Annotated in this window: 11 protein-coding genes; 8 read left to right on the top strand and 3 right to left on the bottom strand. The window is 67.2% G+C overall.

Going from position 1 to position 13,686, the window contains the following annotated elements; all coding sequences use genetic code 11:
- Positions 1-119: 119 nt before the first annotated feature.
- From ACN9MP_RS12185 to ACN9MP_RS12155, 7 genes are all read left to right on the top strand, one after another.
- On the top strand, positions 120-1,163 hold the full coding sequence (locus ACN9MP_RS12185; RefSeq protein WP_426320527.1) for a LacI family DNA-binding transcriptional regulator: 1,044 nt from the start codon (positions 120-122) through the stop codon (positions 1,161-1,163).
- Positions 1,160-2,131 carry an ABC transporter permease gene (locus tag ACN9MP_RS12180; RefSeq protein WP_426320526.1) on the top strand — a complete coding sequence of 324 codons (972 nt, stop codon included), beginning with the start codon at positions 1,160-1,162 and terminating at the stop codon, positions 2,129-2,131. The genes ACN9MP_RS12185 and ACN9MP_RS12180 overlap by 4 nt, the downstream gene beginning before the upstream one ends.
- A 5-nt stretch (positions 2,132-2,136) precedes the next feature.
- Positions 2,137-3,057, top strand: coding sequence for a carbohydrate ABC transporter permease (locus tag ACN9MP_RS12175; protein ID WP_426320525.1), 921 nt, complete (start codon positions 2,137-2,139; stop codon positions 3,055-3,057).
- Positions 3,058-3,102: 45 nt separating this feature from the next.
- The gene (locus ACN9MP_RS12170; RefSeq protein ID WP_426320524.1) at positions 3,103-4,728 is read left to right on the top strand and encodes an ABC transporter substrate-binding protein; all 1,626 of its coding nucleotides are present in this window, start codon (positions 3,103-3,105) and stop codon (positions 4,726-4,728) included.
- 169 nt (positions 4,729-4,897) lie between these two features.
- Positions 4,898-6,871 carry a glycoside hydrolase family 32 protein gene (locus tag ACN9MP_RS12165; protein WP_426320522.1) on the top strand — a complete coding sequence of 658 codons (1,974 nt, stop codon included), beginning with the start codon at positions 4,898-4,900 and terminating at the stop codon, positions 6,869-6,871.
- An 11-nt stretch (positions 6,872-6,882) separates the two neighbouring features.
- Positions 6,883-7,890: a glycosyl hydrolase family 32 gene (locus ACN9MP_RS12160; protein ID WP_426320521.1), complete on the top strand. Its 1,008-nt coding sequence runs from the start codon at positions 6,883-6,885 to the stop codon at positions 7,888-7,890.
- 155 nt (positions 7,891-8,045) lie between these two features.
- Entirely contained in the window at positions 8,046-10,934 is a 2,889-nt protein-coding gene (locus ACN9MP_RS12155) for an aminotransferase (RefSeq protein ID WP_426320519.1), read from the top strand.
- Between the two features lie 143 nt (positions 10,935-11,077).
- Here the strand turns inward: ACN9MP_RS12155 and ACN9MP_RS12150 are convergent, their stop codons facing one another.
- The 3 genes from ACN9MP_RS12150 to ACN9MP_RS12140 all read right to left on the bottom strand — a co-directional run bounded on the left by ACN9MP_RS12150 (position 11,078) and on the right by ACN9MP_RS12140 (position 13,339).
- On the bottom strand, positions 11,078-12,307 hold the full coding sequence (locus tag ACN9MP_RS12150; RefSeq protein WP_426320517.1) for a low temperature requirement protein A: 1,230 nt from the start codon (positions 12,305-12,307) through the stop codon (positions 11,078-11,080).
- Between the two features lie 106 nt (positions 12,308-12,413).
- Positions 12,414-12,851, bottom strand: a complete 438-nt coding sequence (locus tag ACN9MP_RS12145; protein WP_426320516.1) for an ImmA/IrrE family metallo-endopeptidase — start codon at positions 12,849-12,851, stop codon at positions 12,414-12,416.
- 8 nt (positions 12,852-12,859) lie between these two features.
- Entirely contained in the window at positions 12,860-13,339 is a 480-nt protein-coding gene (locus tag ACN9MP_RS12140) for a helix-turn-helix domain-containing protein (RefSeq protein ID WP_426320515.1), read from the bottom strand.
- Between the two features lie 131 nt (positions 13,340-13,470).
- On the opposite strand from ACN9MP_RS12140, the gene ACN9MP_RS12135 reads away from it, so the two are divergent.
- Positions 13,471-13,686: a helix-turn-helix domain-containing protein gene (locus ACN9MP_RS12135; protein ID WP_426320513.1), complete on the top strand. Its 216-nt coding sequence runs from the start codon at positions 13,471-13,473 to the stop codon at positions 13,684-13,686.

Genomic DNA, 13,686 nt, shown 5'->3' with positions numbered 1-13,686 from the left:
TTGCCCTTGAGGTGAGAGCCGGCGGTCTCGCCCAATTTGGCGATTGTGCGAGACCGCCGGCGATGCTAGTTTTGAATTCAGCCACCTAGTTATACGTATAACATGATCGAAGAGGATTCATGGTTCACCATGCCAGCGCGGGCGCCACGATGAACGATATCGCCGCCGCGGTCGGGGTCTCCCAGGCCACCGTATCGCTCGTGCTCAACAATCGCGGGGGCTCGCGCGTCGCGGCCGCCACCCGGGAACGTGTCCTCGGGGCAGCCCGTGAGCTCGGTTATCGCCCGAATGCGGCGGCGAAGACGCTTCGCGACGGCAAAGCGGGTCTCATCGGATTCGTAGGTGACGCCGTCGCCAGCTCGCCGTTCTCCGGCCGCATCGTAGAGGGCGCACAGGCCCGGGCCTGGGACGACGACATGCTGCTCCTCACGATCAACACGGGCGGCGATCGCCGGCTGGAAGACGCCGCCATCGAATCCCTTCTCTCCCATCGGGTCATCGGCATCGTGTACGCAGCGATGTACCATCGCGTGCTTCGCGTGCCTGACGCGCTGGCTGACATCCCGAGCGTCGTGCTCAATTCCGAGGATGCCGCCGGCCGCGCGCACGCCGTGATCCCCGACGAGTTCGCCGGTGGCGCGGCGGCGACGCAGGAACTCATCGACGCAGGCCACGAGCGCATCGCGATGATCAACATCGCACCGCTCGCGTCGGGCCTGCCCGCGGCTGTCGCCCGCCACCGCGGGTATCTGTCGGCCCTGGAGGGATCGGGCCTGCAAGCCGTCCCAGCCCTGCACATCGAGGGTGACGGGAACCCCGATGCCGGATACCGGGGTGCGCTCGAGCTGATGGCGCGCAAGGAACGCCCCACGGCAATCTTCTGTGCCAACGACCGAACCGCGTGGGGTGCCTATCAGGCGCTGCAGGAGGTGGGAATACGAATCCCCGACGACGTGTCGATCGTCGGTTTCGACAACCAGGAGACCCTTGCGCCGTTCCTGCGTCCGGGGCTGACCAGTCTCGAACTGCCTTTCGCCGAGATGGGCAGGCGTGCCGTCGAACTCCTGCTGAGCGGGTCGAACGGCGAGTCGGCGGCCGAGCTCGTGGCGTGCCCCCTGGTGCGCCGCGGGTCGGTGTCGGCCCCAACGGAGGAGGCGCCGTGAGTGCAGTCATGACCCGGGCAGCCACGCAGGCGGTGACCCCGAAAGCGGACAGGTCGCCGCGCCGGGGATCGCGACTCCGCCGCGTCCTGAGGAGATGGCAGTTATACGTATTACTGGCCCCGACGCTGCTCTACTTCCTCGTCTTCAAATACTGGCCGATGTACGGGGTGCAGATCGCCTTCCGCGACTACACTCCCGGCGGCGGTTTCACAGAGAGCCCCTGGGTGGGGATGGAGAACTTCGAGCGCCTGTTCTCGTCCTACCAGTTCAGCCAGATCCTCTCGAACACCATCCTGCTGGCGCTGGTCAATCTCGCATTCGTCTTCCCGATCCCGATCATGCTCGCGCTGCTGGTGAACCAGCTCGTGCAGGGACGGATGCGCCGGGGCATCCAGACCGTCCTCTACGCACCCACGTTCATCTCCACCGTCGTGGTGGTGGGGATGCTGTTCGTGCTGCTGTCTCCGCGATCCGGTCTCGTCAACAACCTGATCGTGCTGCTCGGCGGCGAGCCCGTGTTCTTCATGGGATCGCCGGAGTGGTTCCGGCCGGTGTACGTCGCGTCCTCCGTCTGGCAGGAGGCGGGGTTCAACATGGTCGTCTACCTGGCCGCGTTGGCCGGCATCGACCCCGCTCTGCACGACGCGGCGAAGGTGGACGGCGCCTCGAGGTGGCAGCGGATCTGGCATGTCGACATCCCCGGCATCGCGCCGGTGATCTCGGTGCTCTTCATCCTCGCCGTCGGGAACCTCCTCAACCTCGGCTTCGAGAAGGCGCTCCTGATGCAGACCGACCTCAACCTGGCGACATCCCAGATCATGCAGACGTACACCTATCAAGTCGGGCTTCTGGGAGCGGAGTTCAGTTACGCCGCCGCGATCGGACTGTTCAACTCGCTCCTCAACCTGGGGCTCCTTCTGACCTTCAACTGGGTTGCACGCCGAGCCCGCCAGTCGAGCCTTTGGTAGGAACCATGACCTCCTTGCGCACCGCGCGCCCCGGACTCTCGCGCCGTCGGCTCGCAGATCCCCTGTTCAACGCCCTCACGTTCGCGATCCTCTCGTTCGCCGTCATCGCAGTCCTCTATCCGCTGTACTTCATCGCGATCGCCTCGGTCAGCGAGCCCTCCCGCGTCTATGAGGGGCAGGTGTGGCTGTGGCCCGTCGGCTTCACTCTGGACGGCTACGCGCGGCTCCTCGGCGATCCGATGGTGTGGCGAGGTCTGGGCAACTCCGTGCTCTACACGTCGATCGCGACGATCGTCAGCGTGAGCCTCGTCGTCTCGGCGGGTTACGTGCTCTCCCGGAAGGACCTTCCGGGACGCAAGACGATCACGTTCCTCATCGTCCTCACGCTGTTCTTCGACGGCGGCATCATCCCCAAGTTCCTCGTCGTCCGCGACCTCGGCCTGCTCGACACCATCGGGGCGATGGTGTTGCCCAGCGCTGTCGCGGTCTGGAACATCATCATCGCGCGCGCATTCTTCGAGACCAATCTGCCCGATGAGCTCCGCGAGGCCGCCGAGGTGGACGGCGCCAGCGACTTCCGCTTCTTCTTCCGCATCGCCGTGCCGCTCGCCAAGCCGCTGATCGCCTTGATGATCGTCATCCACATCATCTGGAACTGGAACGGCTTCTTCGACGCGCTCATCTACCTGAGCAGTCCCGACATGTATCCGCTCCAGCTGGTGCTGCGCAACATCCTCGTTCAGTCCAACCTGTCCGGCAGCGGCAACCTGACCGGTGATCTCGGGAGCTACGAAGAAGCGCAGCGAGTGGTCGAGCTCGTGAAGTATGCCGCGATCGTCTTCGCCAGCGTTCCGCTCCTGCTCGTCGTTCCATTCCTCCAACGATTCTTCACGCAAGGCGCACTCCTGGGTGCCGTCAAGAACTGACCTCCGACCTCGCCCCGCACGGGACGAAACCCGAAAGGAAGAACCATGATGCACAGCAAGAACGGTGGAAGGGCCGTCGGCGGCGTTGCCGTCGCCCTCACACTCATCCTGGCGCTCGCGGCCTGCGGCAACGGCGGCGACGATGCCACCGCCGACGAGTCCGATCAGTTCGGCTTCAAGGCGAGCGGGCTCCCGATCGTCGAGAAGCCGCTCACTCTGACGATCGCCGGAGAGAAGGCGTCTCTCGCGCCCGACTACAACGAGATGTCACTCGTGCAGGCGTGGCAGGACGACACCAACATCACGATCGACTGGCAGATGCTGGCGCCCGAGGTCTACTCGGAGAAGCGGAACCTCCTGCTCGCGTCGAACGACCTGCCGGACGCGTTCCTGAACTCGAAGTTCACCGACGCGGAGCTGGTTCGCTACGGCACCAACGGCACCCTCATTCCGCTCGAAGACCTCATCGCCGAATACGCCCCCAACCTCACCGCGATCTTCGACGCCAACCCCGCGCTCAAGGCAGCGGTCACAGCGTCGGACGGGCACGTCTACGCACTTCCCAACGCGGAAGAGCTCGGACTGGCAGCGGTCCCCTTCTTCTGGTCGATCAACAAGTCCTGGCTCGACGCACTGGGCCTCCCGATTCCGACGACCGTCGAGGAGTACCACGACGCGCTCGTGGCCTTCAAGACGCAGGATCCCAACGGGAACGGCAAGGCCGACGAAGTGCCGCTCAGCTTCATCAACAACTGGTGGTGCGCCGACATCGGTGATCTGTTCGCGGCGCTGGGCGGAATCGCAGACAACGCCGATCACCGCATCGTGCGCGATGGAGAAGTCATCTACAGCGCCGCCGACGACCGCTATCGAGACGCGATCAAGACGCTCCACGAGTGGTACGAGGAGGGGCTCATCGACGCGGAATCGTTCACGCAAGACGACAAGGCATACCTCGCCAAGGGCAAGACCGACGCTCCGGTGCTGGGCTCGTACGTCTGGTGGGAGACCGAAGAGGTCGTAGGCACGGACCGGGCTGACGACTACGTGCTGCTGCCTGTGCTCGAAGGCGTCGCCGGACGACTCGTCGGACACTCCAACCTCACGGATTACGGGCGGAGCGCGTTCGCCATCACGAGCGCCAACAAATACCCGTCCGCCACGATGCGATGGGTCGACGCGCTGTACGAACCTCAGATGTCGGCACAGGTCTCGTACGGGCCGATCGGTGAGACCCTCGTTGAGAACTCCGACGGCGTGCTGGAGCAGGCTCCCCTGCCCGACGGCGTGAATGCGGGCGAACTTCGCCAGGAGGTGGCACTGGGCGCAGGAGCGCCTCACGTGATCACCCGCGACGGGTTCAAGACCGTCGTGCTGCCCGAGCCGCGAGCGCTGAAGCGCGCCGAGGATCTCGAGGAGAACTACCTTCCGTACGTTGAGCCGCAGTTCTACCCCTCGGTCTTCTTCGACGTCGACGAGCTCGAACGTATCGGTCGTATCGAGCCCGACATCAAGGCCCTTGTCGAACAGAAGCGTGCGGAGTGGATCGTGTCCGGCGGTGTCGAGGACGAGTGGAGCGCGTACGTCGAACAGCTCGAGAACATGGGGCTCGAGGATCTCATGGAGGTCTACCAGGACGGCTACGACCGCTACCAGAAGATCGCCGACTGACCCGGCACGCGGGGATGCGCCGCGGGTGCGACGCATCCTCGCACCGAGAACCCGATCACCAGGAAGGCACATGCACGTCAGTTTCTTCGGCGCGCCGACTCGAGCAGTCGACGACGACGGGGCCTCGGCCCACATCGTGAGTACGGCGCCACCCCATCAGCAGGAGCGGATGGCTGTCCTCGGGGACTCCTGTTCCCTCCGTCTCGACGGCTTCACCACCTGGGTGGAGGTTTCGGGGTCCGCCCATCATCAGGAGGCCATCCGCGCCGAGGCATGGTTCGCACCGCGGGCTTTCGCGCACGGCGATGGCGAGGGATTCACGGCCTTGATCGACGCGACGGATGCCGACGACGGTTTCGCGCTCGGTCACCTCGCCGACGGAACCATCGCCGCCCGCGTGGACGGTGTGCTACACGTCGGGCGAGCCCATCTCCAACCCGACAGATGGAACCACCTCCACGTATGGATCGGTCCAACTCGGGTCGTGCTCGGTCTCGGTGCCGACACGATCACGCGGCACGTCCCCCACAGCGCCGGAGTGCGCGTTCCTGCGGTGGTGGTGGTGGGTCGATCCCGAGACCACGGCGGCCCACTGCCGCGCGCGATCGCCGTGGGCCTTCTCGCGCACGCGTCTGTTCGTTCGGACACGTCCGACGCCTGGCCGGGTCCCTCTACGGTCGATGTCGGAATCGTTCACGGTGCTGCAGTCGACACGACCCCGCCCCGCGCGCGTTATCTTGATGACCCGCATCGGCCGATCGCCCATGTGATCGCGCCCCAGGGCTGGATGAACGAACCACACGGCGCGATCCAGAGGGAGGGGGTGCATCACGTCTTCTATCAGCACAACGCGGCTGGGCCGTACTGGGACCACATCTCATGGGGGCACCTCACGAGCGAGGACCTCGTCCATTGGAGGGACCAGCCGATCGCCGTCCACCCAGGGTCGTCACGCCTGGCAGCCGACGGGATCTGGAGCGGCAGCTCCGTAGCGGACGGCGAAGGCACTCATCTGCTCGTCGTCACTGCGGGAGCCCTGGGCCGCACGCCGGATCAGTCCGTCGCCATCGCTCGTCCTGACGGCGCACGCTGGCGTGTCGACGCCAGCCCCATCCTCGAGATGCCGACCGCGATCGAGGGGGCCGCGCTCGTCCCCGGCCAGTTCCGAGATCCGTTCGCCTGGCGGGAAGGCTCGACGTGGTTCGTCCTGGTCGGTGCCGGCATCGAAGGACGCGGCGGCACGGCGTTGCTGTATCGCAGCGCGGACGGGCGAGCGTGGGAGTCGCTCGGACCGCTCCTGACCGGAGACGTCGGCGCCCATCCGTCGACCGGGGTCATGTGGGAACTCCCCGTGCTCCTGCCGATCGGCACGGCGGCGGACGGCACGCTGCGCCACGCCCTCTTCGTCGCGCCGTGGTGGGCGGAGGAGAGTGAGCACCACCTGCAGCACGTCTGGCACTGGATCGGACGGTGGGATCCGCTCACCGGGCGGTTCCAACCGGACCACGCCGAGCCAAGGGAGTTCGATGGCGGTGGACACCTCACCGGGCCGAGCGGAGCTGTCCTCGAGGACGGACGTTCGATCCTCTGGACGATCGCCCAGGACAAGCGCACCGGAGCCGACCAGATCGACTCCGGCTGGGCTCACAACGCGGGATTCCCGCTGGAGCTCGGGCTGTCGGCATCCGGGACCCTCACGGTCCGTCCCGTCGCGGAGCTCGACCTCCTCCGAAGCGAACGTGTCATCGCACGCGACGCGAGGCTCCGCGGGCGTCATCTGGACGTCGAGCTCATCATCGACGGAGAGTTCGAGCTCGATGTCTTCGCGAGCGACGACGGCCGCGAGCGGACGACCCTCGGTGTCGACCGTGACCGGATCTGGGTGGACCGATCGCATGCCAGCCGCGAGCCCGGCTACTGCGAGCGCCGACGGGCGATCGCGCGCCCGACATCCTCCGCGCCCGCCCGCGCCCGCCTTCTCCTGGACGGCTCGATGATCGAGTTCTGGGTGGACGACTCCGTGATGATCACGTCCCGTTCATATAGCGCGCCGAGCAGCGACCGCGTGCGACTCCGTCCTGCGCCGGACGCCCGCATCTCAAGGTTCGACGCCTTCCGAATCCATTCCGCCTACCGCACCTGAAAGGCCACCCTATGCTCCTTCTTCCCGACTACTGGACGTGGGACTTCTGGCTCGCCCAGCACGACCAGACGTACCACCTCTACTTCCTGATGGCGCCCCGCGCTCTCGGCGACCCTGACTTGCGCCACGAGAACGCCCGCATCGGGCACGCGACCTCACACGACCTGCTCAATTGGGAGGTGCTCGGGGAGGCGCTGGGGCCGGGAGCGCCGGGTGCGTGGGACGACCAGTCGACTTGGACGGGAAGCGTCATCGAGGCAGCCGACGGATGGCACCTGTACTACACGGGCGTGCGTCGCTCGGAGAGGGGATTGGTCCAGCGGATCGGACGGGCCAGGAGCGCCGACCTGAACACATGGACCAAGGACGACGACTTCGTTCTCGAGGCGGACCCGCGCTGGTACGAACAACTCGATCTCGACACCTGGTTCGATCTCACCTGGCGGGACCCCTGGGTCTACTGGGACGCGGAGTCGGGGGAGTACCGGATGCTCATCACGGCGCGGTCGAACGAGGGTGCTCCCGACGCTCGTGGGGTGATCGGTCTCGCGAGATCCGCAGACCTCGAAACCTGGGAGGTTCTCCCTCCGCTTGCATCGCCGGGCGCATTCGGCCATCTCGAAGTCCCGCAACTGCACCGCATCCGCGACAGGTGGTACCTCGTCTTCTCGGTCTACGAGTGGGCTCACAGCGGCGACCGGGTCGCTCGCGGCCTCGCTGTCTGCGGAACCCATTACCTCGTCTCGGAGTCAGCACGCGGGCCGTTCCTCCTCGGCGAGGAGGAGTTCTTCTCCGGCGACCCCCGCGGCGAGCTCTACGCGGGCCGCCTGATCGAGACGTTCGAGGGTGAACACGTGTTTCTGGCGTTCCTGCAATTCGTGGACGGGGGCCCGTTCATCGGAGGGCTCAGCGACCCCTTCCCCGTCACGGTCGACATCGACGGCTCCCTCCGCATCGACCGGGCGGGCCGCTTGTCACCGCCCGCTCCCACGAACACCCCGTCCGTCAGGAGTGCATAACGCCGCTCCCGGGCGGACTCCTTTCACGGATCTCGCCGCGATGCGGACGCGGCATCGCCATGGTCGCGCGGCGCCCGGAGTCGTATGGCATCCTGGCCGAGCCGCAGACCGTGGCTGCGCCATACGGCCGCGACTGACCCGAGGGAGCACCGCCGGTGACCGAGCGCATCTTCAACTACTTCGACCATGTGGGGCTGCCCAGTCCGACAGTTCCCCGCGCTGAGGTCCAGCGGCTGCTGAGCGAGCGGTTCCAGCTCAGCGCAGAGGTGGACTCGCTGGGCAGCCAGCAGGACCAGAACTTCCTGCTCCGGCATCCTGCATCCGGTGAGCCCTTCGCCGTGCTCAAGATCGCCAACCCCGTGTTCAGCGAGTCCGAGATGCGGATGCAGGCGATGGTCGCCGACCGGATCGCCGAGCGTGAACCCGACCTGCGTGTTCCGCGTGTGCTGACGGGGGAGCGGGGCCCGCTCGCGGACTGGTGGGACACGAGCCAGGGTCGCCTGTACGTGCGCGTGATCGAGCACCTCGAAGGCCGGGCGCTGACCGGTTCACGGTATCTCGCACCGTCGGTCGTCGCGCGACTGGGCGACTTGTCTGCCCGCGTCAGCCGAGCCTTGCACGGGCTGACGCATCCGGCGGCGGCGCGCGTGCATCAGTGGGATCTGCAGCACGCCGAACGGGTGATCGACACACTCGCGCCGCTCGAGCCCGACGACGACATCCGTCGGCTCATCACGGATGCCGCGCACCGCGCCGTCGAGGCGCTCGATCATGTCGTGGGGCGGCTGCCGCGCCAGCTCGGGCACTTCGACATCACCGACGACAACGTGATGGCGCTCCCCGGTCCGCGTGCCCTCCCCGACGCGGTGATCGACTTCGGCGACGCGACGGAATCGTGGGCGGTCGGCGAGCTCGCCGTCACCATCTCGTCGGTTCTGCACCACGAAGGACAGTCGCCGCTGTCGACCGTCGACGCCGTGCGCGCATTCCACCGGATCCGGCCGCTGTCGCAGGAGGAGGTCGATGCCATCTGGCCGCTCGTGGTGCTGCGTGGTGCGGTACTCGTTCTGAGCGGCCGTCAGCAGGTGCGCCTCGACGCCGCGAACGACTACGCCGGTGATGCTCTCGACCGCGAGTACCGCATCTTCGAAGAAGCCATGTCTGTGCCGTCCGCGGTGATGGCCGGTGTCTTCCGCTCTGCGCTCGACATGGACGTCGGCGCGGCTCCGGCGTGGGCCGGCCCGGGGCTCCTTCCTCACGGCGGGACGGTCGTCGAACTCGACGCGAGGGTGACGTCGCCGCTGAACGACGACGGACGATGGCTGTCGCCGGATGCCGTGAGGGAGGCTGCCGAGGCGGCCTTGGACTCCGGCGCCGACGTCGTTGTGCTGCCGTTCGGCGACGTCGTCGCCACCGGCGCACCGCGGCTCGCGGCATCCGCGCCCGCCACCGTGCCAACCCACGCGACGATCTGGCTCGCAGCGGTCCGCCGCTTCGCTGTGCCCGACGGCGGCGCGGTCGAGCAGCAGGGCGGAGGTGCGCGCGTCGCCCTCGGCGACGTCATGCTGTCGTTCTCGGCGGCGCGTGTCGCAGGTGACAGCGTAGAGCTGCCGTCCGGCACGGCGATCAGGCTTCAGCTGACGCGGACGGGCATCGCCGAGGTGCCGCTCTTCACGCCTCCCGGCTACGCACCGGGCTGGCTCACGATTGCCGGCGACCCCGCGCCGGCGCTGGGGCTGCCGGCCGCGCGAGGGGCCCGCGGCGGGCGCGACCTGCTGCAGCGCCGTGAGAACGTGCTCGCCGAGGTGCAGGAGCACTACTACGCCCGCCCACCGCAGATCGAGCGCGGCTGGCGCGAGCACCTCGTCGGAGTCGACGGGCGCGTGTACCTCGACATGGTGAACAACGTCACATCCGTCGGCCACGCCCATCCCCGGATCACCGCGGCGGCGACTCGTCAGTTCCACCTGCTGAACACCAACTCGCGCTTCCACTACGCGGCGATCACCGAGTACGGCGAGAAGATCGCCGCGACGCTCCCGGAGGAGCTCGACACGGTGTTCTTCGTCAACTCCGGCTCGGAGGCGATCGACCTGTCCCTGCGCCTGGCGATGGCGGCGACGGGTCGGCGCGACGTCGTCGCGATGCGGGAGGCATACCACGGCTGGACGTACGCGAGCGATGCGGTGTCGACGTCGATCGCCGACAATCCGAACGCGCTGCAGACCCGTCCGGAGTGGGTGCACACCGTCGATGCGGCCAACTCGTACCGCGGCATCCATCGCGGCGAGGCCGCCTCGCGCTACGCGCCGGAGGCGGCTGCCGTCATCCGTTGGCTGATGGAGACCGGGGAGCCGCCCGCCGCCTTCATCAGCGAGACGTACTACGGCAACGCCGGCGGGGTCGCGCTCCCGCCCGGCTATCTGCGCGAGGTGTACGCGGCCGTGCGCGAGAGCGGGGGGCTGGCGATCGCCGACGAGGTGCAGGTCGGCTTCGGACGTCTCGGCACCTGGTTCTGGGGGTTCGAGCAGCAGGGCGTCGTCCCCGACATCGTGGCGGTCGCCAAGTCCGTCGGCAACGGCCAGCCGATCGGCGTCGTGGTGACGCGACGTGCGGTGGCCGACCGCTACCGCACGCAGGGCTACTTCTTCTCATCGACCGGCGGGTCGCCCGTCTCGGCGGTGATCGGGTCGACCGTGCTCGACATCATCCAGACGGAGAGGCTGCAGCACAACGCCCGCGTCGTGGGCGAGCATCTCAAGCAGCGCTTGGAGAAGCTGGGCGAGACGTATCCGATCGTCGGTCGCGTGCACGGTGACGGCCTCTACCTCGGGCTCGAGTTCGTGCGCGACCGCGAGACGCTCGAGCCGGCGACCGAAGAGACCGCGGCGATCTGCGATCGTCTGCTCGAACTCGGGGTGATCATGCAGCCGACCGGCGATCACCAGAACGTGCTGAAGATCAAGCCGCCGCTGTGCGTCGCTCGAGAGTCAGTGGACTACTTCGTCGACGCCGTCGAGCGGGTGCTGCGCACCGGCTGGTGAGGACGATAGCCGAAGGCGACGCTGGCGGCCGGCAGCTTCTCATCCTTCCCATGCCCGGAGGCGATATGGATCTGGTCGAAGTTGACCCGCCGATCCTCAGGAGGTGAAGAAGCGGCGACGGCGGTCGCGGAACCAGATGTGCCCTAGCTGCCGGCCGCACTGCGAGCCCGGCGGCGGTCGGCCGTGGCTTCGGCCGCGGCGATGATTCCCATGATGGCTCCGACAAGGAGGAGTGCGGCCAGCGCCGGAACGCTCGCCAGCAACGGGATCGCCACGAGGATGACGGCTGCTTCGGTTATCCGGAAGGCAGGAGCGCGCTCGCCGATGAGGAAGGCGAACAGTGCCGTCCCCGCGGCGAACGCCGCAATCCCCGACGCGAGTGCGATCGCCCCGAACCATCCGAGGCCCCTGCTGTCGCTGACGTGCTTCATGGCGTCCTCGATGCCCAGGGCCGCCACGATGATTCCCGCGATGATCACCAGATGGGCGTAGGAGTACGCGTCCGCGCCGCGTACGGCGCGCCGGTGCTCGTCGACCTCCGCGAGGCGGTGTTCGCCGCGGACCGCGAGCCGCGCGAAGTACGACCACCAGAGCAGCACCGAAACCACGATCGCGGCAGCCGAGCCGAGGATGATCGGCAGGTCGATCGGCTCCGCCGCTACTCCCACCCCGATGGCGACGATCGATTCGCCCAGGGCGAGGATCACCACGAGCCCGTACCGTTCGGCCCAGTGCTGTACGGAGGGGATTCGCCAGCCGCGCCCGAGTATCGACCCGACGCGCGTGGCGGCCAGGTCGTACACGATCGCCGCGATCCACAGCCACAGCTGAGCCTGCCCGCCGACCGCGGCGCCCAGGAGGATCAGCGCCACGCCGGGTACCAGTGCCGCGAGGAAGATGAGAAGCTGGCGGCGCAGGAGCGGGTCGCCGGGGGACAGGACGGCATAAATGGTGATGTGCGCGATCCGCACAGTGGCGTATGCGCCGGCGAAGACGAGGGGACCGTACCAGCCTCCCTCCAGATCCTCGTAGGACTCGGGAATGGTGAGGGCACCGACGAACACGGCGATCATCGTGACCGTCATCCCGAGCCGGAACGCGGGCTGGTCGACGGAGGCCTGGTTCGAGATCCAGCTGAAGCCGACCCACGTCCACCACAGCAGCCCCAGCACCACCAGGCCCTGCAGGACTCCCAGACCGCTGTGCGCCTCGGCCATCAATCGCGACACCTGAGTGAAGGCGAACACATAGACCAGATCGAAGAACAGCTCGAAAGCCGTCACCCGCGCAGGAGCGTCTCGCTCGCCCAATCCGGGAACATGGACGCGGCGCCCGCTGGAGCGCGCCGCGGACCCGTCGTCTGCGTGATCCACAGCAGGAGTGTACGGCTCATCCGAGGAGGCGCGGGTGGGGTCCGCTCACCTGGTCGCCGGGTTCATCTGACCGGCCCGCCCGTGTGTGACAGGCACGTTCCGCAGATCAGGCGGAAGCCGCTCGATATGCCCACTGGCGAGCGCCCATCTTCGGCGATGCGTAGGTGACGCCGCCGAGGCGCGTGAGGCAGTGGGCCTCGAACGTGCGGATGACGTCGACGGTCACGTCGAGTCGCTCGGCGAGGTCGTGCGGGTCGGGGTTCACCCGTCCGAGCCGGGCATACGTTTCCGCATCGACGAGCAGACGGGCGGCATAGATGTCGGCTTGCCGTTCCGCGGCGGGCCCATCGCACGCGTGGCGGTAGAAGGCGTGCCCGAGCTCGTGGGCGAGCACGCTGCGCGTCTCGGCGCGGGTCAGCCCGTACCGAAGCACGATCATCCCTCGGTCCGCGACGTAGTAGCCCCGCAGCGATGGATCATCGTCGATCCGCGCGATGTGGACGCTGACGCCGAGGCGACGCGCTTCTCGGAGCAGCTGGCGCACGCTACCCCTTAATGCTCCGCCTCATCTGGCGGCGCCGATCTCTTGGCGGCCATGCGCGGCGATGAGCGCCTGATGGTCTTCTCCCGCTGGTCATCGAGAGCGGGCAGGTCTTGATGTTCGTACGGGTCGCCGACATTGGACGGAGTCGCTCGCGCGACCAGCGTGATCGCGCTGTTCATCACCGGCTGTCGCTCGCCGGCCGGGATCCGCTCCACGAGTACGCCCAGCACCGCGAGCCACTCCTGCGTCGCCGGTTCGAACTCACTCTCGTCGAGCTGCACGCCGAGCGCGCGGAACACCACCTCGAGCTTGTCGGGCTGGGGAACGGTCGCCCCGTTCTCCCAGTTGTTGATGGTCGCGCGTGAGACCTTTGCCTCCCCGGCCAGATCGTCCTGCGTGAGACCGCGAGCCTGCCGAAGCGACTTGATGCGCTTCGCATGGCTCTCGCGCTGCTCGTATGTCAGCAGTTCGAAACGGGTTTTTGACATGGTCACACGCTAGCTGCCGCGAGATTCTGCGTCAAACATTCAAGAAGATTTGACTACCTGTCGCAGATCTTCCGGGTGAATTCGATACTCAGGCCTTGCAGCGGTGTCAAAGATATGATTTTGTCTTTGACATGCAGGCAGAAGAGATCACCACCGGGGCATCTCTCCGGCATCTCCGCAAGCTCGCGGGCCTCACTCTCGAGGAGACAGCGGCCGCGGCGGACACCTCCGTGGCGTATCTGAGCAAGGTCGAGACCGGCCGCCTGATCCCCTCAACCGCGTACGTTGCGCAGGTGGCAGCGGCACTCGCCGACAAGCTCCGGTCTGCAGAGGAAGCAGTCGCCTGA

This window comes from Microbacterium sp. E-13 (genome assembly GCF_049912955.1).
Lineage (GTDB): Bacteria > Actinomycetota > Actinomycetes > Actinomycetales > Microbacteriaceae > Microbacterium.
This window is presented reverse-complemented; position numbering and strand designations above follow the sequence as displayed.